This is a genomic window from Mesorhizobium sp. MC2-1-1 (genome assembly GCF_057597255.1).
In genome coordinates this window covers 4,984,374-5,000,669 of record NZ_CP195205.1, presented here as the reverse complement: position 1 = coordinate 5,000,669, position 16,296 = coordinate 4,984,374, and the positions used below count along the sequence as shown (strand labels likewise).

The following is a 16,296-nucleotide window of genomic DNA, read 5'->3' as shown; positions in this document are numbered from 1 at the left end:
CCATGGGCAAGGCCCGGCCGGAACGGAGAACCGTACCGGCAAGACGCTGTCGCCTCCCTCATTTCCGATGAGGGAGGCGGTCTTGGGACGTATCGTTAGAGCTTGCCGGCGTCCTGGAGGATCTGCGTCGCCTTGGCGGCCGCCTCGTCCAGTGCCTGCTTGGACGTCTTGTCGCCAAGGATCGCCGCTTGCAGTTCAGGGTAGACCGCGTTCGAGATCTCGATCCACTCAGGCGTCTGCGGCACGGCAAAGGCGTGTTTGGCCTCCTCCTGGAAGGCGGCCAGAACCTCCTTCTTGTAGGGATCGTTTTCCGCCTGCTTCAGGTCCCAGTCCCAGACCGCGGTGCGGGTCGGCAGCGGGCCGGCGGCGGCCTCCAGCTTCTGGCTGTCCTCATTGGTCAGCCACCACACCAGCGAAGCCGCGGCTTCCTTGTTGGCGCAGTTCTCGGTTACCGAGAAGCCGTGGAAGCCCGACCAGCCGGTGCGCTTGCCGGAAGACCCCTTGGGCGCGACCTTCACGCCGACATTGCCGGCGACCTTCGACGACTTCGGGTCGTTGAAGAAACCAGCCCAGCCCGGCCAGTCGAGGTTGATCGCCACGGTACCCGAGGCGAAGCCCTGGCCGAGATCATCCCAGAGGTAGTTGGTGGTGCCGGCGGGCACCGCCTTGGCCTTGTAGAGGTTGACGAACCAGTCGAGCGCGCGGATGCCGGCCTCCGAGTTGAAGGCGGGCTTGCCATCCTTGTCGAGATATTCGCCGCCCTCGGCGACCACCATCTCGTAGAAGCGGCCATTGATCGCCTCTTCCTTGCCGGCGAACTGGGTGCCGTAGAAGTTCGGGGGATTGGCGAAGAACTCGGCCTGGTCGGTCACTTCCTTCCAGGTGTCCGGCGGCGCGAGGTCGTAGCCGTATTTGGCCTTGAACTTGGTCTTGTTGTCGGCGTTTTCGTAAAGGCTCTTCTGATAGTAGAGCGCCGAGACATCGAACTGTGCACGCGGCAGCATCTCCAGCTTGCCGTCGATGGTCGCGGCCTTGATCGTCGAGGGCACGAAAGCGTCGATCTCTTCCTTCGGCAGGAGCTTGCTGAGATCGGTGTAGAGGCCCGTATATTGCGGCGCGAAGGACGAATGGTTCCAGCCGACGCACCAGTTGGTGCTGCCCGAGGCGATATCGGACTTCAGCTCCTTGTCGATGTCGAAGCCGTTCTTCTTGGTCAGGATGTTGACCTTGGCGCCGGTCGCCTTCTCCCATTCGGGGATGCGCTCATAGAGCTTTTCATATTGCTGGCCGCCGATCAGCTTCACGTCGATCGTCACGCCCGGAAATTTGCCGGGCAGATCGGCCGAAAACGCCGTGCCGCTCAGCAGCAGGCCAGCCAGGCCGGCGGAAATGCCTAGAACCAGTCTCGTCATATTCTCCTCCCATGGGCTCGCGGCGACGGTCTGCCGAGTGCGTAACCGATCGCTTAAGCTTCATTCATATGCAAATAGCATTTTCATTGCCGGGTCAAGCCAATAGTGCTTCCAGCGGAAGGGAGTTCATGCATATATGCAAATCGAAATTCACTAGAGGGGCATATGGCAGAGGAAGACGATGGCGACCGCTACCGCGCGCCGGCGCTGGACAAGGGCCTGGATATTCTCGAACTGCTGTCGAGCGTGGATGGCGGGCTGACGCAGGCCGAGATCGCCAAACGGCTCGACCGCAGCCCGAACGAGTTCTACCGGATGCTCGACCGTCTGGTGCGGCGCGGCTACGTCACCAAGATCGACGGCGACCGCTATTCGCTGACGCTGAAGCTTTTCGGCCTCGCCCAACTGCATGCGCCGGTGCGCCGGCTGGTTTCCTATGCGACGCCGATCATGCGCGAACTGGCCGAAACGTCCTGGCAGGCGAACCAGTTGGTGGTGTTCGACCGTGGCGCCGCGGTGGTCATCGCCCAGCAGGAAGCGCCGCGCTACTGGGGTATCTCGATCCGCGTCGGCTCGCATATCAGCCTGTTCGACACCGGTTCTGGCCATGTGCTGCTCGCCTTCCGGTCGCCCGAAGAGCGCAAGATGATGATCGCCGAACACCTGCAGAGCACCGAACAGCTAAACCTGACACCGGAGTTCTTCGCCCGCCTCGACCAGGTGCGAGACCGGGGCTACGAGATGATGGCGTCGCTGCAGACCGCCGGCGTCTACAATCTGTCGACGCCGGTGCTCGGGCCCGATGGCAGGGCGATCGCGGCGCTGACCATTCCTTACATAACCCTCGTCAACGCGCCCGCCGCCCCGGACATCACGCTGACGATCCGGCACCTGCAAGACGCCGCCGCAAGGCTCTCCCAGCTCGCCGGGTGCGATGTGCCGCAATCGCATTAATTTCTTATTTGAATAATGGATTTTTAGGCGAGATAGTGCCTGGCGCAACGGGAGGAGACGTCGCCATGATCATCGACACGCATCTGCATCTCATCGACCAGAGCGCGCTTCGCTATCCGTGGCTGGCCGGCGTGCCGGCGCTGAACCGAGACTTCTCCTATGAGGAATATGCTGCCGACGCCCGGCGCTGCGGCATCGAAGGCGTCCTGCATATGGAAGTCGATGTTGACCCGGCCGACATCGCCGCCGAGACCGCTTATGTGAAGTCGCTCGCCGGCCGGGTCGGCAGCATGCTCAAGGGCGCGATCGCCTCCTGCCGGCCCGAGGAGGCCGGTTTCGAGACCTATCTGGAAACGGTCAAGGCCGAGCCGTTCGTCAAGGGCTTCCGCCGCGTGCTGCATGTCGTGCCCGACGACCTGTCGGAAGGAACGCTGTTTCGCCAGAACATCAAGCGGCTGTCCGGCACCGGCCTGACCTTCGATCTGGTGGTGCTGCCGCATCAGATCCCAAAGGCGATGGCGCTGGCCGATCTCGCGCCCGACGTGCAGTTCGTCCTCGACCATTGCGGCGTGCCCGACATCAAGGGCAAAGCCGAGCATCCATGGCGCGAACATATGGAGGCGATCGCCAGGCGTCCCAACGTCGTCGGCAAAATCTCCGGCGTCGTTGCCTATGCCGATCCGGCGGCCTGGACGGTCGATACACTGCGGCCCTATGTCGAACACACCATTGGCTGCTTCGGCTGGGACCGGGTGATCTGGGGCAGCGACTGGCCGGTTTGCATGCTGGGCGGCGGGCTGACGACCTGGATTGCCGCCACCCATGCCTTGCTGGCGGGCGCGAGCGAGTCGGAACGGACGCGCCTGCTATCGGGCAATGCGCGCCGGCTTTGGCGGCTTGGATAGCCGCTCGACTTAAATCGTTGTCCGAACGTGGCGTTCGCGGCCGTAGAGCGAGACCAGCAGCAGTATGACGAGGCCGAGCGCGGCTTGCACCGTCGACGGGCGGAAGCCGAGCCCGATCAGCAGCGTGTTGATTTCGGTCAGCACCAGGACGCCGGCTATGGTGCCGAGATAGCTGCCGCGCCCGCCGACGAGTGCTGCGCCGCCGACAACGACCGCCGCGATCGTCTGGAACAGATAGGGCTGGCCGACATCGCCATAAGCCGAGCCGGTGAAGCCGAGCAGAAGCACGCCGGCGACCGCCGCGAAGAAAGCGCTCGCCGCATAGGTAACGACCCACATGCGCAGCGGATCGATCAGCGCCAAGGGTGCTGCCTCCGGGTTGCTGCCGACCGCGTAAAGCCGGCGTCCATAGGGCGTGCGGCCGAGCACCAGCACGATCAGCGCCGTCAGCACGACGAGGCAAGGCACCAGCAAGGGCACGGGCAGCGGGCCGACCGAACCGCCGATCGAGACGAAGGCCGACACGGCCTCGGGCGCCGAGCCGGATGGGAAGCCGCCGGTCCACAACAGCACAGCGCCCTGGACGACCATGCCGATGCCGAGCGTGACGATAAGCGGGTGGATGTTGAGCCCGCGCGCGATCAGCCCGTTCAGCGCGCCGATCGCGATGGCAAGGATCCCGACGAGAACGCAGACCAGGGCGAAGTTCCAGCCCTGGCCATAAAGCTGCGCCGCCACGACATTGGCGAATCCGATGACGAAGGGGATGGAGAGATCGATGCCGCCGAGGATGACGACCAGCGTCTGGCCGATGGAAGCGACCGCCAGCAGCGAAGCGATGACCAGCAGCGCGCGGATGGCGAAGGGCGCCGAATAGCCGGGGATGAGCAGCGTGCCGATGACCTGCAAGAGCAACGCCATCAGGAAGGCCCCGGCGATGCGGGCGTTGGTGGACTGGAACCAGTTGCCGATCATCCCGGTCAGCCCTTCCGTCTCGACAGCCGTTCCTGCACCGCCGTCAGCACCACGGCGACAACGAGGATCAGGCCATAGGCTATCTGCAGCACATAGGTGGAAACGTTGAAGGTGGTGAGCAGGCTCTGCAGCAGGAAGATGTCGATGGCGCCGACCGCGGCGCCACCAAGCCCGCCACGCCCGCCAGCTAGGCTGACCCCGCCGAGCGCCACGGCGGCAATGGCGATCAGTGTGTAGGTGGGGCCGATATTGGGGTCGGCCGAGCCGATCAGCGAGGTAAGCATCAGCCCGGCGGCGCCGGCGAATATCCCGGTCAGGACATAGGCGATCAGCCGCACCCGGATCACCGGCACGCCGGCCGTATAGGCGGCGCGGTCGTCGCTGCCCACAGCCATCAGCAGGTCGTAATAGGGCGTCCGGCGGACGAACAGCCAGCATAAGCCGATCAGCACTAGCGGCACGATCGAAAGCGGCCCTGCCATCGCCTTAAGCCAGTCCGGCGCCGGACCGATCGGCGCCGGCAGGATGGTGAGCGTGACGCCGGTCAGGATCAGATAGGTGCCGAGCGTCGCCACGATCGGCTGGATGCGGACAATGGTGGCAAGCACGCCGTTTGCAGCGCCGACAAGTGCCCCGACCAGCAATGCAGCCGGAACGATGACCAGCGGCGAAGAGACGCCGAGATAGAGGAACAGCACCTGGATGACCAGGGCGTTGACGAAGCCCATCAGCGGGCCGACGGAGATGTCGATGCCGCCGCGCCCCGCAAGTATGACCGGCGCCGAGGCGACGGCCGCGCCGATCAGGGGCGCGGCCAGCCCGAGCAGCGTGCCCCAGGACGAAGGCTGAAAGCGTGCTGGATTGAGCGCGACGTTCAGCGCGAGCAGCACGACGAGCATCACCACGGCAAAGCCGACGCCACGGAGCTTGCGAAGGACCGGGTTCATGCGGCGCGTCCGAACATGGCGGCGATCACCGCGTCGGTGGTCATCTCAGCCCCCGAGAACTCGGCCGACACGCGCTGCTCCCGGAACACCAGCACGCGGTGGCACAGAAGCAATATCTCCTCGATCTCGCTGGACAGGATCACCAGGGCCATGCCCTCGGCGGCAAGGCCCCGGAAGACGTCATAGAGAACGTGCCGGGTCGCCACGTCGACGCCGCGCGTCGGATCGTTGAGCAAAAGGAAGCTGGGTTCCAGTGCGAGGGCCCGGGCGAGCAGCACCTTCTGCTGGTTGCCGCCGGAAAGTGTCGTTATGGCCGCGTCGGGGCGCGGCGCGACGATGCTGAGCTTCCGTCTGTAGGCCTCGTAGCGACGGAGCCGCGCCGCGAAGCTCAAGAAGCCGAAGCGGCGATCGTTCGACACGGTGGAGATGGCAAAATTGTCGAGCACCGACTGCGTGGGGAAAATGCCGGTCGAGCGGCGGTCGCGCGGCAGATAGGCAATGCCGTTTGCGACGGCCTTGCGGAAGCTGGTGATCGATCCTGGTTGAGCGTCGACCGCGATGTCGCCCGCAACCGGGCTTTCTAGTCCCGCCAATGCGCGCAGGAAGCGTTCCTGACCATGGCCGTCGAGCCCGGCAAGACCGACGATCTCGCCCGGCGCGATGGTCTGGCTGATCGGCTCGACGCCAGGGGCGATGACAAGCTCGCGCACGCGAAGAGCCTTGGCGTCAGCCATGCGCCAACTCCGCGGCCGTCTGCGGCGCCATCGCCGCCAGAAGCTCGGCGGGCGTCGACACGCCCCGCTCCTCGGTCTTCACCACGCGGCCGGCGCGCAGGATGGAAATGCGGTCGGACAGGGTCATCACCTCGTCCATGCGGTGCGTGATGAACAGGATCAGCGTGCCCGCGCCGGCCAGCGCGCGCATGAAAGCGAAGACAGATTCGCGATCAGCGAAGTCGAGCGCCGCCGTCACCTCGTCGAGGATCAGCACACGCGGATTGCGGATGACCGCGCGGGCCAGCACGACAAGCTGGCGCGCGGCAAGCGGCAGTTCACCGCAAGGCCGGTCGAGATCGATCGGCGTCACCGCGAAGCGGCCGAGAGCGGCCTGCGCCCGGGCGCGGCGCTCGCCGCGCGGCACCGCTCGCCGCCAGAGGCCGTCGAGGCCGAGCAGGATGTTGTCGGTCACCGAACGGTCGGGCGCGACCAGCACCTCCTGGAAAACGGTGGCTAAGCCGGCAGCCTGAAAGGCGGCCGGCTGCGCGCCGAAGAATGCCTTGCCGTCGAGCAGGATCGCGCCGCCATCCGGCTGCACGATGCCGGACAAGAGCTTCACCAGCGTGCTCTTGCCCGAGCCGTTCTCGCCAAGGATCGTATGGATCGTGCCCGGCTGGAAGGCGATTGACGCCTCCGCCAGCGCGACGGTTTCGCCATAGCGTTTGGAAACGCCTTGGACTTCGAGCATGTCTCTTTCCAAAAATAGAGAAGCCGGCCCTATCTCACGCAATTCCGGACGGAAAACCGTTTCACACTTTTCCTGGAATTGCTCTAGGGAGAGCCGGCTTCGCAAACATCACTTGGCGCAGGCGTCCGGCACCTTGGAATAGTCCCAGCCCTTGGTCGGGGCGGGATTGGCGAAATAGGCGTCGAGCACGTTTTCGGGCATCGGGTCCGTCGGCGGCACCGGGAAGACCGAAACGGCGTCCGGCGTCATGCAGTCCTTGTACCATTTGTCGAGTTCGGCGGCGTGCACCGGCGGGATCGGAATCAGCAGCGTGTTGAGCTTCGGCTTCTGGCCGTCCAGCATGCGCTCCCCGACGCGGAACAGCGTTTGCGCCGTCCAGCCCGGCAGCACGGCATGGCCTTCGAAGCGGTATTTGTCGGGGTTGGCCTTCCAGTAGCCGAGCGCATCGCCGGTGATCGAGCCGGTGATCAGCGGCGCCGGCCGTCCGGCCTCGGCGAAGGCTTCGGCCACGACGCGGCTTTCGCTGCCGGTCGTCCATACGGCGTCGATCGGCGCCGGATTGGTTGCGATCGCCTGCAGCACCACTGTCTTGGTGACGTTGGCTGTCCAGTTGCCATTGACGGTGCGCGCGACCTTGAGGCCCTTGTTCTCGGCCAGCGCCTTGTCGGCGCCCTGCTTTTCCTGGACCACGATCGGATGGCCGGCGATGCCTTCGACGACCAGTACGCTGGCGTCGGGCTTTGCCTTGCCGATCGCCGTCATCATGTCATAGCCCCAGCGGGCATAGTTGGAATCGACATTGATCGCGTTGGGGCTGGTGATGGAACCCGCCGCCGTGATGAAGGGAATGCCTGCCTTGGCCGCGGCGTCCACGGCATCGTCGAGCGCCGTCGCCGAGCCCGGGATCGAGGTGATGATCGAGCATTTCTTGTCGATGAAGGCGCGGATCTGGTTGATCTGCTGGCTGGGATCGTTGTTCGAATCCGACACCTCGAAGCTCGACACCGTGCCGTCGGCGATCAGCCCATCGACCAGCCGCTTGAGCTCCTTGGTGACTGACACGCGCCACGGATTGCCCTGGTAGCTCTCCGAGTGGCACCACTTCCAAGGCTTCGGCGGCGGGGTGAAATTGTCCCAGGCCGAGGGCAGCACTTTTTGCGGCGCACCATCATATTGCGCCTTGAGATCGGCAGGCAGGCCGTCGATCACCGACTTCACGTCGGCGGCATGGGCGGCGAACGGGATCGAGACTAAGGCAGTTGCGGCGAGAAGGCCGCGTATCAGGCTGGTCATTTTTTCCTCCCTTGGTGCAGTGAAATCAGCCGGCGGCAGCCGGCGCGAAACTCCCCCGGAACAGGCGATTGATCTCGGCGACGACGCGGCGTGCGTCCTGCCTGCCGGCAAGGCCTTCGTTGATACGGTCGGAAGCCTGCTGCTGGAACGCCATGTAGCCGTCATGGCGCGGGCGCACCCAGGCGCCTTCGAGCGTCGCGCGCGTGGCGCGATAGAAGCAGCCGGTCGCGGCGTTAACGGCTTCATCCTCCCAGGCCGCGGCATGTCCGGGCTGGCCGCCTGCGGCGGCGTAGGGCCCGCGCTGCACGTCGCCGCTGGCGATCCAATAAGCAAAGTCGATTGCCGCGTCGCGCGCCGTGGAAAAGGCGGAGACGGCGATGCCGGTGCCGCCGAGCGCCGAGCCGACCGGGCCATTGCCGCCGGCGACCGGCATGTCGGCGAAGGCGAGGCGGCGCGGCCGGAAACCCGCCACCGCATAGGGAACATAACCATAGATCAGCGGGGCGCAGGCGATGCGGGAATTGGCTTCCGCCATCCTTTCGAACACGGCGATCGGGTCCATCGTCAGGCAAGCGGGATCGACAAGCGCCGCGATCTCGCGCAGCATTTCGAAGGCGGTTTCGCCGATCTCGCCATCGACCAGGTCGCCCGGGCCGTCGACCATGCAGGGTCGGCCGAGATCGGCGGCCAGTGTGTAGAGGCACATCAGCGAATGCGGCGGCCGGAGCGGCAATAGCACGCGACCCTGCTCGGCCAGCGCCAGCACTTCGGTCCAGATTCTCGGCGCGGCCTCGATCAGATCCGACCGCCAGGCCTGCACCTGGGTCGCGGCATCGATCGGGAAAGCCCATTGCCGGCCCTGCCACGTGTAGCTCGGATAGGACTTGCCGACGCTTGCCCTCGCAAGCGCTTCGCGTTCCGCCTCGCGTCCCAGCACATCGAGCGGCGCCAGGCATTTCTCGGCGGTGATCTGGCCGACATGCGGATGGTCGATGACGATCAGGTCGTAAGCGCGGGCGAGCTCTTCGACCGGGAAGGACTCGAAGTCCTGGAGCGACCGCTTTTCCCATTCGATCGACACGCCGGTCTTTTCCTTCCACAGCGCCGAGCACGCCACCATCGGGTCGTAGCCGCGCGGATGGCTCCAGGTCATGCCTTTCAAGGAGACCCCGTTCACAGGCCAAACTCCGCGCGGATCCTGTCGCTGTGCTCGCCGATGCGCGGGGCGGCGCGCTCCACCTTGGCGCGGGCGCCGTCGACGCGCAGCGGCGTGCGGGTGGTGAGGATCGAGACATTGTCCTCACGCGTCACGGTCTGCAGCATGTCGAGCGTCTTGAAGCCGTCGCTCTGCATCAGCTCCGGCCACGTCAGCACCTTCGCGCACCAGACATCAGCGGGTTCGAGAATGGCCAGCCATTCGTCTATGGTCCTTTCGGCAATGCGCCTGGCAATGATCGCCTTGATCTCGTCGCGGGCGGTGAACCAGGTCGCGGGTTTGTCGCGAAACGGGTCGAGCTCGGGCAATTCGAGCAGGTCGGCGATTCTTGGAATCGGCGTCATGGCGATCGCCAGATAGCCGTCCTTGGCGGGATAGACGCCGTAGGGCGCCGAGAGATAGGCGTGGGCGCTGCGGAAGGACGAGCGTTTCGGCAGGCGGCGGCCGTCGTTGAGATGGGTGGTCAGCACCTCGAACTGGAAATCGATCAGCGCCTCGAGCAGGCTGGTTTCGACATGGCCGCCTTGACCGGTGATGCCGCGCCGCACCAGCTTGGCGAGAATGCCTTGCGCGCAGGCCGCGCCCGCCAGCATGTCGGCGATCGCCAGGCCGAATGGCACCGGCCCTTGCCCCTCGTCGCCGTTCAGCCACATGACGCCGGAGCGCGACTGGGCCAGCAGGTCCTGCCCGGGCCGCTTCACCCAAGGGCCTTCCTCGCCATAGCCGCTGATCGAAGCGTAGACGAGCCGTGGGTTGATCGTGCTCACATGCCCATAATCGAGGCCGAGCCGCTCGATCACGCCAGGCCGGAAGTTCTGGATGAGCACGTCGGCCTTGGCGATCAGCCCGCGCAGCATGGCGAGATCGGCCTCGTTCTTGAGGTCGACGGCCATGCTCTCCTTGCCGCGGTTAATGGCGTGGAAAATGGTGGAATCGCCGCCGATCTCGGTGTCGCTGAGATAAAGCCGGCGCGACAGGTCGCCTCCATCGGGCCGCTCGATCTTGATGACGCGCGCGCCGAGGTCGAGCAGGCGCAGCGAGCAGTAAGGCCCCGACAGGAACTGGCTCATGTCGATGACGACGAGGCCGGCCAGCGGGAGTTCGGTGTCAGCGGCCACGATTCACTTCTCGGTCTTGCCGGCAAAGTCGGCCGGGTTCTTGTATTTCACCGTCTGCAGATGCTCGCAGTAGAGCACCAGCTCTCCTTCACCCTTGAAGACCTCATAGCTGGCACGGATCAGGCCCATGTCCTGGTAGCGCGGCTTTTTGTCGAGGTTGGTGCGGATCGAATAGATGGTGTCGCCGATGAAGACCGGCTTGATGAATTTGAGTTTGTCGTAGCCATAGGAAAAGGCGTTGACACAGTTGGTGGCGACCAGTCCGAGCCCGGCCGAAAAGACGAAGGCGCCCGCCACCAGCCGCCGGCCGAAGATGCCTTCCTTCCCGGCGAACATCTGGTCCTGCACGTAGGGGTGGATATCCAGCACCAGCGTATTGAACATATGGCTTTCGCCCTCGGCGATGGTGCGGCGGAGCGAGCGGATTTTGTGGCCGGGCTGCCAGTCCTCGTAGAACCAGTTCTCCGAATTCCAGACAGGGATTTCGGCATGCGCCCCGGGCATGTCGGCAGGATGCGTCGAGGAGACACCGACGGTAGGCGAGAACGCGCTCATGATCCGCACCGGAGGCTTCCGGCGCGGCCGCCGAGGCGGTTCCGGGCACGATGCCGGATGGCGAGACGCATGATCGCTTCCTCCCGTCAGTTTTCTTTTGTGAATAATATTTTCACATATGGGATTGCCTTGCAAGCGATGATCGGCGAAATTTTTGGAGAGCCGGCACGGGCGGAGGAGCCGCGGGCCCTGGCCGGGCAGTCGCGGGCAAGCATGAATGCCTGCCCAGGGATTGTTGTTTTTCGCAGGTTCTTGATCGCAAAGCCGAGGAACAGTTTTGCGGAACCTGCTCAGGAGGAAGATCGATGCAAAGCGCCTGTCTTGTGTTTGTCGGCAGCCTCAACCGCGAGGCGCCCTATTTCCAGGGCGCGCGTGGCGTCGGCCTCGGGGTCTACGCTTTCGACGAGGCGACGCTTGCCGTTCAGAAGCTTGCCGAGACCAACGAGGTCGACAATCCGACCTTCCTGTCGGTGACGCCGGATGGCTCGCGCCTATATGCCAATTCGGAAGTCTTCGCCTGGCGCGAGGGAACGGTCTCGGCCTATCGCTTCGAGCGCGCCACAAATTCACTCGCCTATCTCAACAAGCAGCCCTCGCTCGGCAGCATCACCGCGCACAACACGATCACCCGCGACGGCAGCAAGCTGCTGGTCGCCAATTACGGCATGGGAAGCGGCGGCCCCGACAAGGCGGTCGCCGTGTTCGGCTTTCACGCCGACGGCGGCCTAACGGCGCCGCTGGCGAGCGTGGCGCATTCCGGCACCGGACCCAATGCCGAGCGGCAGGAGCGCTCGCATGCCCACAGCGTCACCGAAGCCATCGAGGGCGGCGTCGCCATCGTCGCCGATCTCGGCATCGACCAGCTGGTCTCCTACCGGATCGAGCCCGACGGCACGCTGGTGAAACTCGCGTCCTCGGCGCTCACGCCAGGCGCCGGTCCGCGCCACGTCGCGCTGCATCCGAACGGCCGTTTCGTCTTCGTCATGAACGAACTGGACTCGACGGTCGTGTCGCTGGCGCTGGACTATTCTTCGGGTCGGCTCGAACTCATCGACACCAAGCCGGCGGTTCCCGCAGAGGCACGCGCGCACAATCACTGCGCCGACATCCAGATCTCGCCCGACGGCCGCTTCCTCTACGGCTCCAACCGGGGCCATGACAGCGTCGCCATCTTCGCCGTCGATCAGCAGTCGGGAAAACTCGATACGGTCGACTTCACGCCTTGCGGCGGCGCGACACCGCGCAACCTGGCACTGACGCCATCCGGCAGGCACCTGTTCTCGGCCAACCAGAACGCCGACCGCATCTCGATCTTCGCCCGCGACGAGAGCAGCGGCCAGCTGACAGATACGGGCCATGCCATCGAGGTCGGAACGCCGATGTGCGTGCGGATCGTCGAAGACCTGCTTCGATCCTAGACTAGAGCCAACCTTGCCTACTGGCTGACCCGGGTGAACGAGCCTGTGTAAGTCTGGCCGGCAAGCGCGTAGGTGACGTTGAGCGTTCCTGGCGACGACATGCTGGCGGTGATGTCAGCACCGTTCGGCAGGCGCCCTAGCTTCAACGTGTTACCGGAAATCCTGCCGGAACCGTCGGCGACGCCCGGCTTGTTGTCGGCGAGATCGCCCCATGCGTAGCTGACCGTCACCTGCCCGCCCGAGGACACGGTCAGGACCGCCAGCTTGCCGTCATACATGCCGTTGAGCTGCCCCGCCCATATGCCTGAGAATGCGGCGTATCTGGCGGGAACGCCCTTGCCGGGCGGAACGATCGCGACCGTCTGGTCCAGCACCGCCGAATTCGATGAAGCCGGGGCGGGAGCAGCAATGACGGCCGGAACTGGCTGCGGGTCAGCAACAGGCCGTGTGTCCGGGGTCGATTGACAAGCAGCAAGCGCCATCGCAACCCAAAACATCGGCAAGAGACGGTTCGATCGCGCAAGCCGTCCGGACCGAACACGTCCCCGCGCCTGAATCACACCCATAACCGGAATATTCATGAGCATCCCTCTGACAGGAAGCCCTTAGCCTAGTTGCCGCCGCCGGCATAGGGATTTCCTCGGGCGCTTTCCTTCGTATCCCTAGCGAACAACCCGCGAGGAGGTCGGCGCCGCCAAACCCGCCGGAAATGTGGACACTAGGTTGTTGTCGGGGTTCTTCCCGAGATATCCGAAAAGTGCTCGATATCAACTAGACAGAAGGACTGTTTGGTGGAGCCAATCGGAATCGAACCGACGACCTCTTGAATGCCATTCAAGCGCTCTCCCAACTGAGCTATGGCCCCACTCCCGGCAGTCAGCCGGCGCCGTTTCCGGCGAAGAGATCCGGCGCGGTTGGGACCGCGCCGTCGTTTAGTGCTGGCGGCTTCTAGCGCCGCCTTCGGTCAAGATCAAGCCTTGAAAGACCGCTTTTTCGTCACAGGCGAAAATGGCCGGCAAACAATCTTGCCGAGGTCTGAAATCAGACCTCGTCCTCGTCGTCGCCAACCCCGATCATGTCGGCGACATCGTCGTCCTCTTCCTCTTCGTCGGCAAGGAAGGTGTCGTCGTCATCGTCGCCGAGGTCGACATCGTCCTCGTCATCGACGAGATCGGGAAGATCGTCAGCGCCGCCCTTGGCCTCGTCATCTGCTTCCTCGAGCGAGACGACTTCGGCGCCCTCCTCCTCGTCGCCGTCGACTTCCTTGTCGGCGACTTCCTCATCTTCCTCGATGGCGGAAATCTTGCCTTCGTCGAAATAGGAGCGCGGATAGCTCTTGCCGGTATAGGGCGAGACGATCGGATCCTTGTTCAGGTCATAGAATTTCCGACCCGTCTCGGGGTCGATGCGTTTGGTGCCAAGTTCAGCTTTTGCCACAGCAGGCCTCGTCAATAAAAGAGTGGTCCCCTTAACCGCAGTTTTGAGCGCTGTCAAAGCCAAAAGCCGGCGGCGCAAAAGCCTGCATTCGAACGCTCTCGCCCGGGGGATGACCATTGCCGCGTGGCGTGATACGAGACCGCGGCATCATGACGAACCGAGCCGGTCATCCGGCATTTCACTTGGAAGACAAAATGTCTCATTCCGCCGCCGCTAAACCGGCCACGGCCCGCAAATCCCCTGCCCTTTCCGGCACCGCGCGCGTGCCCGGCGACAAATCGATCTCGCACCGCTCCTTCATGTTCGGTGGGCTGGCCTCCGGCGAGACCCGCATCACCGGCCTGCTCGAAGGCGAGGACGTGATGCGCACGGGCGCCGCCATGAAGGCGATGGGCGCGCATATCGAGAAGAACGGCACCGAATGGGTGATCCGCGGCACCGGCAACGGCACGCTGCTGCAGCCCGAAGGCCCGCTCGATTTCGGCAATGCCGGCACCGGCTCGCGCCTCACCATGGGCCTCGTCGGCACCTATGACATGGAGACCACCTTCATCGGTGACGCCTCGCTGTCCGGCCGGCCGATGGGCCGCGTGCTCGACCCGCTGCGCCAGATGGGCGTGCAGGTGCTGAAGGCGGCCCCCGGCGACCGCATGCCGATCACGCTGCACGGCCCGAAACACGCCGCGCCTATCACCTATCGCGTGCCGATGGCTTCCGCCCAGGTGAAGTCGGCGGTGCTGCTTGCAGGGTTGAACACGCCGGGCATCACGACGGTGATCGAACCGGTGATGACGCGGGACCACACCGAAAAGATGCTGAAGGGCTTTGGCGCCAATTTGACCGTCGAGACCGATGAGCGCGGCGTGCGCCACATCTTCATCGAAGGCCAGGGCAAGCTCACCGGCCAGACGATCGCCGTGCCGGGCGACCCTTCCTCCGCCGGCTTCCCGCTGGTGGCCGCGCTCATCGTGCCGGGCTCGGACATCGTGATCGAGAACGTGCTGATGAACCCGACCCGCACCGGGCTGCTTCTCACCCTGCAGGAGATGGGCGGCAATATCGACATCCTCAACCCGCGCAACGCCGGCGGCGAGGACGTGGCGGATTTGCGCGTGCGTTCCTCGGAACTGAAGGGCGTCGTCGTGCCGCCGGAGCGCGCGCCGTCGATGATCGACGAGTATCCGGTGCTGGCCGTCGCGGCGAGCTTCGCCGAAGGCGAGACGCTGATGCAGGGCCTGGAGGAACTGCGCGTCAAGGAATCCGACCGACTGTCGGCGGTGGCCAATGGGCTGAAGCTCAACGGTGTGGACTGCACCGAGGGCGAGGCATCGCTCGCGGTGCGCGGCAGGCCGGGCGGCAAGGGGTTGGGCGCGCATCCCAATGGGCCGGATACCGCGGTGAAGACGCATCTCGACCACCGCATCGCCATGAGCTTCCTGGTGATGGGTCTGGCGACGGAAAAGCCGGTGACCATCGACGACGCCAACATGATCGCGACGAGCTTTCCGGAGTTCATGGGGCTGATGAAGGGACTGGGCGCGGAGATCGAGTGAGATACGTCCACGTCCATTGGCAACATGATATCCCGGAGGAGCCATCCGACCTCTGGTATGAAATCGCCGATGACGATTTTCAGAACCGCACAATAGAGTTCTATGCCGATGGTTCCGTTGGTTTTGCTATTCGCGGCACGGACCGGTCGGAGGATGTTGAGGTTGGCGGGACAAGGAATTCGACAGAGGGCTTTCCCGATCTCGCAGAGATCAATTCGGACAGCCAGTTCAAGGCCTCGGACGTTACGGCGGCCGACTTCGAGCGCCGGTGGGGTGACGCACTTGCATCGGGGTTTCGAATGACGACCGGCTTCACCATCGCCATCGACGGCCCCGCTGGCGCAGGCAAGGGCACGCTCGCCCGACGGCTCTCCGACCATTACCGGCTGAACCTGCTCGACACCGGCCTCACCTACCGCGCGGTGGCCCACAAGCTGCTCGAGCTCGGCCTGCCGCTCGACAATGTCTCGGCGGCGGAAACCGCGGCGCGGCAGGTCGACCTTTCGGACCTCGACCGCACGGTGCTGTCGGCGCATGCGGTGGGCGAGGCCGCCTCGAAAGTCGCGGTCATCCCCTCGGTGCGGCGGATCCTGGTCGAGAAGCAGCGGGCCTTCGCCAAGGCGCCGCCGGGCGCGGTGCTCGACGGGCGCGACATCGGTACGGTGGTGTGCCCGGACGCCGACATCAAGCTCTATGTCACGGCAAGCGCGGCGGTGCGGGCCAAGCGCCGGCTGGCCGAGATCGAGAGCATGGGCGGCAGCGCCGATTTCGCCACCATTCTTGCCGATATCGAGCGCCGCGACGAACGCGACATGGGCAGAGCCTCCTCGCCGCTGAAGCCAGCGGAAGACGCGCACTTGCTTGATACCAGCGAAATGGCTATAGAGACCGCGTTTCTGGCGGCGATGGCTATCGTTGACGAAGCCCTCGCCAAGAGAAGCAAGGCCTGATCAAGGTTCTCGGTTGCCGTCGGCGGCTGAAATACCCATATCGGGCACGAACCAGCCTGCCAGTTTTCTTCATGCGCCGGACTCGCCGCTCCGATAGCG

At 64.7% G+C, this 16,296-nt stretch carries 16 protein-coding genes, 1 tRNA gene and 1 pseudogene; 6 read left to right on the top strand and 12 right to left on the bottom strand.

Going from position 1 to position 16,296, the window contains the following annotated elements; genetic code table 11:
* Nucleotides 1–95 precede the first annotated feature (95 nt).
* Nucleotides 96–1,412 (bottom strand): ABC transporter substrate-binding protein, encoded by a 1,317-nt coding sequence (locus ACR64R_RS24725; protein ID WP_487358861.1) that lies wholly within the window; start codon nt 1,410–1,412, stop codon nt 96–98.
* 165 nt (nt 1,413–1,577) lie between these two features.
* Here ACR64R_RS24725 and ACR64R_RS24720 point away from each other — a divergent pair, with 165 nt between their 5' ends.
* Both ACR64R_RS24720 and ACR64R_RS24715 read left to right on the top strand, forming a co-directional pair.
* Nucleotides 1,578–2,366: an IclR family transcriptional regulator gene (locus tag ACR64R_RS24720; protein ID WP_487358860.1), complete on the top strand. Its 789-nt coding sequence runs from the start codon at nt 1,578–1,580 to the stop codon at nt 2,364–2,366.
* Nucleotides 2,367–2,431: 65 nt separating this feature from the next.
* On the top strand, nt 2,432–3,271 hold the full coding sequence (locus ACR64R_RS24715; RefSeq protein WP_487358859.1) for an amidohydrolase family protein: 840 nt from the start codon (nt 2,432–2,434) through the stop codon (nt 3,269–3,271).
* Nucleotides 3,272–3,280: 9 nt separating this feature from the next.
* On the opposite strand, the gene ACR64R_RS24710 is transcribed toward ACR64R_RS24715, so the two are convergent.
* From ACR64R_RS24710 to ACR64R_RS24675, 8 genes are all read right to left on the bottom strand, one after another.
* On the bottom strand, nt 3,281–4,246 hold the full coding sequence (locus ACR64R_RS24710) for an ABC transporter permease (protein ID WP_487358858.1): 966 nt from the start codon (nt 4,244–4,246) through the stop codon (nt 3,281–3,283).
* Between the two features lie 5 nt (nt 4,247–4,251).
* A complete protein-coding gene (locus ACR64R_RS24705) occupies nt 4,252–5,193 on the bottom strand; it encodes an ABC transporter permease (protein WP_487358857.1) in 942 nt (313 codons plus the stop codon).
* Nucleotides 5,190–5,927, bottom strand: a complete 738-nt coding sequence (locus ACR64R_RS24700; RefSeq protein ID WP_487358856.1) for an ATP-binding cassette domain-containing protein — start codon at nt 5,925–5,927, stop codon at nt 5,190–5,192. Before ACR64R_RS24700 ends, ACR64R_RS24705 begins: the two co-directional genes overlap by 4 nt.
* A complete protein-coding gene (locus ACR64R_RS24695; protein ID WP_487358855.1) occupies nt 5,920–6,657 on the bottom strand; it encodes an ATP-binding cassette domain-containing protein in 738 nt (245 codons plus the stop codon). Before ACR64R_RS24695 ends, ACR64R_RS24700 begins: the two co-directional genes overlap by 8 nt.
* Nucleotides 6,658–6,765: 108 nt before the next feature.
* The gene (locus tag ACR64R_RS24690) at nt 6,766–7,950 is read right to left on the bottom strand and encodes a substrate-binding domain-containing protein (RefSeq protein WP_487358854.1); all 1,185 of its coding nucleotides are present in this window, start codon (nt 7,948–7,950) and stop codon (nt 6,766–6,768) included.
* A 25-nt stretch (nt 7,951–7,975) separates the two neighbouring features.
* The gene (locus ACR64R_RS24685; protein ID WP_487362542.1) at nt 7,976–9,103 is read right to left on the bottom strand and encodes an extracellular solute-binding protein; all 1,128 of its coding nucleotides are present in this window, start codon (nt 9,101–9,103) and stop codon (nt 7,976–7,978) included.
* Between the two features lie 20 nt (nt 9,104–9,123).
* A complete protein-coding gene (locus tag ACR64R_RS24680) occupies nt 9,124–10,284 on the bottom strand; it encodes a CaiB/BaiF CoA transferase family protein (RefSeq protein ID WP_487358853.1) in 1,161 nt (386 codons plus the stop codon).
* A gap of 3 nt (nt 10,285–10,287) precedes the next feature.
* Nucleotides 10,288–10,839 carry a MaoC family dehydratase gene (locus tag ACR64R_RS24675; protein ID WP_487358852.1) on the bottom strand — a complete coding sequence of 184 codons (552 nt, stop codon included), beginning with the start codon at nt 10,837–10,839 and terminating at the stop codon, nt 10,288–10,290.
* Nucleotides 10,840–11,144: 305 nt separating this feature from the next.
* On the opposite strand from ACR64R_RS24675, the gene ACR64R_RS24670 reads away from it, so the two are divergent.
* A complete protein-coding gene (locus tag ACR64R_RS24670; protein WP_487358851.1) occupies nt 11,145–12,257 on the top strand; it encodes a lactonase family protein in 1,113 nt (370 codons plus the stop codon).
* 17 nt (nt 12,258–12,274) lie between these two features.
* Here ACR64R_RS24670 and ACR64R_RS24665 read toward each other — a convergent pair whose 3' ends face one another.
* The 3 genes from ACR64R_RS24665 to ACR64R_RS24655 form a co-directional block, all read right to left on the bottom strand.
* Nucleotides 12,275–12,631 (bottom strand): hypothetical protein, encoded by a 357-nt coding sequence (locus ACR64R_RS24665; RefSeq protein ID WP_487358850.1) that lies wholly within the window; start codon nt 12,629–12,631, stop codon nt 12,275–12,277.
* 415 nt (nt 12,632–13,046) lie between these two features.
* Nucleotides 13,047–13,122: transfer RNA gene (locus ACR64R_RS24660), tRNA-Ala, on the bottom strand.
* A gap of 176 nt (nt 13,123–13,298) precedes the next feature.
* Complete coding sequence (locus ACR64R_RS24655; RefSeq protein WP_487358849.1) at nt 13,299–13,694, bottom strand: TIGR02300 family protein; 396 nt, start codon at nt 13,692–13,694, stop codon at nt 13,299–13,301.
* A 194-nt stretch (nt 13,695–13,888) separates the two neighbouring features.
* Between ACR64R_RS24655 and aroA the strand changes: the two genes are divergently transcribed.
* The 3 genes and pseudogenes from aroA (at nt 13,889) to cmk (ending at nt 16,197) form a co-directional block, all read left to right on the top strand.
* Complete coding sequence (gene aroA / locus ACR64R_RS24650) at nt 13,889–15,247, top strand: 3-phosphoshikimate 1-carboxyvinyltransferase (protein ID WP_487358848.1); 1,359 nt, start codon at nt 13,889–13,891, stop codon at nt 15,245–15,247.
* Nucleotides 15,244–15,516: pseudogene (locus ACR64R_RS24645) on the top strand (DUF6881 domain-containing protein); the annotation flags it as partial. The gene aroA and the pseudogene ACR64R_RS24645, both read left to right, overlap by 4 nt.
* Nucleotides 15,517–15,546: 30 nt before the next feature.
* Nucleotides 15,547–16,197 carry a (d)CMP kinase gene (gene cmk, locus ACR64R_RS24640; protein ID WP_487362541.1) on the top strand — a complete coding sequence of 217 codons (651 nt, stop codon included), beginning with the start codon at nt 15,547–15,549 and terminating at the stop codon, nt 16,195–16,197.
* Nucleotides 16,198–16,296 lie beyond the last annotated feature (99 nt).

Excerpts from the sequence above, each read along its gene's own strand:
- ACR64R_RS24725 (WP_487358861.1), bottom strand. The coding sequence starts at position 1,412 with ATGACGAGACTGGTTCTAGGCATTTCCGCCGGCCTGGCTGGCCTGCTG.
- cmk (WP_487362541.1), top strand. The coding sequence starts at position 15,547 with ATGACGACCGGCTTCACCATCGCCATCGACGGCCCCGCTGGCGCAGGC.
- ACR64R_RS24690 (WP_487358854.1), bottom strand. The coding sequence starts at position 7,950 with ATGACCAGCCTGATACGCGGCCTTCTCGCCGCAACTGCCTTAGTCTCG.
- ACR64R_RS24710 (WP_487358858.1), bottom strand. The coding sequence starts at position 4,246 with ATGATCGGCAACTGGTTCCAGTCCACCAACGCCCGCATCGCCGGGGCC.
- ACR64R_RS24715 (WP_487358859.1), top strand. The coding sequence starts at position 2,432 with ATGATCATCGACACGCATCTGCATCTCATCGACCAGAGCGCGCTTCGC.
- ACR64R_RS24685 (WP_487362542.1), bottom strand. The coding sequence starts at position 9,103 with ATGACCTGGAGCCATCCGCGCGGCTACGACCCGATGGTGGCGTGCTCG.
- ACR64R_RS24675 (WP_487358852.1), bottom strand. The coding sequence starts at position 10,839 with ATGAGCGCGTTCTCGCCTACCGTCGGTGTCTCCTCGACGCATCCTGCC.
- ACR64R_RS24700 (WP_487358856.1), bottom strand. The coding sequence starts at position 5,927 with ATGGCTGACGCCAAGGCTCTTCGCGTGCGCGAGCTTGTCATCGCCCCT.
- ACR64R_RS24695 (WP_487358855.1), bottom strand. The coding sequence starts at position 6,657 with ATGCTCGAAGTCCAAGGCGTTTCCAAACGCTATGGCGAAACCGTCGCG.
- aroA (WP_487358848.1), top strand. The coding sequence starts at position 13,889 with ATGTCTCATTCCGCCGCCGCTAAACCGGCCACGGCCCGCAAATCCCCT.
- ACR64R_RS24705 (WP_487358857.1), bottom strand. The coding sequence starts at position 5,193 with ATGAACCCGGTCCTTCGCAAGCTCCGTGGCGTCGGCTTTGCCGTGGTG.
- ACR64R_RS24720 (WP_487358860.1), top strand. The coding sequence starts at position 1,578 with ATGGCAGAGGAAGACGATGGCGACCGCTACCGCGCGCCGGCGCTGGAC.
- ACR64R_RS24670 (WP_487358851.1), top strand. The coding sequence starts at position 11,145 with ATGCAAAGCGCCTGTCTTGTGTTTGTCGGCAGCCTCAACCGCGAGGCG.